The sequence below is a fragment of the Bacillus swezeyi genome (assembly GCF_001969815.1).
GTDB classification, from domain to species: Bacteria; Bacillota; Bacilli; order Bacillales; family Bacillaceae; genus Bacillus; species Bacillus swezeyi.
In genome coordinates this window covers 1-1282 of sequence record NZ_MRBK01000060.1, presented here as the reverse complement: position 1 = coordinate 1282, position 1282 = coordinate 1, and the positions used below count along the sequence as shown (strand labels likewise).

1 protein-coding gene is annotated in these 1282 nt (G+C 39.9%); it reads right to left on the bottom strand.

Annotated elements, in window-relative coordinates; all coding sequences use genetic code 11:
- On the bottom strand, positions 1 to 1282 hold a 1282-nt coding region (locus BTA30_RS21625), incomplete at both ends, for an IS1182 family transposase (protein WP_076764011.1).

Here is a 1282-nt window from a genome sequence, read left to right as displayed (position 1 = left end):
AGAACTTGTTCGCTCACATTTCGTTTTCCCCTCAACCGGCAGTAGCGAAGCCCATGCAGCTGTTTTGAATCTGCAAAGCTTCGCTCTATTTTTTCTTTTCTTTTTTTGTAGAGGATTTTTCCAGAGACAGACAAACGATTTTGCCTGACCTTTTCTTTATAGCCCTCCCATAAGTGTCTCGAAACAACCTTCTGATGGTTTTTCGATCGTGTACAGTTACCAAGCAGAGGGCATGAGGCACACTTTTCAGGTTTTGATTTATAAAATCTGTATCCTTTTCGGTCAGTTGTCGAGTATAGAAGTGTTTGTCCGTTCGGACAAATGTACTGGTCTTTTTCATGGTTGTATTGAAACTTCCACTTCGGAAACAAACCTCTTGTAGGATGAAAGCGTCTGTGAGCGATCACGCCAAAAATATGACGGTCGGAAAGCCCTTTACAGATTGGTGTAGTCAAATAACCGGAATCAAGAGCGACGGCTTCTACTTGAAAACCAAATCGTGCGATTTGGTGATCTAATCTGTCAAGATAAGGTGCAGAATCATGAACATTACCAGGCGTTACGTAGGCATCGGTGATAATATTGTATTTCATATCCGTTGTTCGGTGATCTAAATAGAAAAAACCTTCAGGTTTATTTTCACGGTAAAGATAGCCGCTTTCGGGATCAGTTGTGCTTTGCCGAATGTTTTTTTCAGCTTTCACCTCCTCTTTGGCTTTTAAAGGCTTTTTTCCGTGTGCTTCTCGATCTTCTAGAACGGCTTCATCCAAGTCTTTTATATAGTTTTGTGTATCTTGTTCAATCGTTTTTCTCGTATATTTATGCTTATTGGCATTGGCTTTGAGGTGGGTTGAATCGGTGAAAAGAACACGTCCTCCTACCATATCGTGATTGATGGCCTGAAGAACAATCTCATCAAAAATGTCTTGAAAAATGGTTGTATCTTTAAAGCGGGTGCGTCTATTCCAACTGATGGTTGAATGATGAGGAACTGGATCGTTGATATTTAATCCTAAAAACCATCTGTAGGCCATATTGTAGTAAATTTCTTTTTCAAGCTGTCTTTCTGAACGGATACCGTACAGGTATCCGATAAACATCATTTTGAATAAAATCAATGGATCGAGAGAGGGGCGACCATTATTTTCACTGTAGTAAGGCTTTACTTTTTTAATGATAAATGAGAAATCTACGTACTTGTCAATTTTACGGAGCAGGTGATCCTCTTCGACAAGTTGGTCGAGCAGTACAAATTCAGCTTCGTTCTGTGAAGAATTCCTTG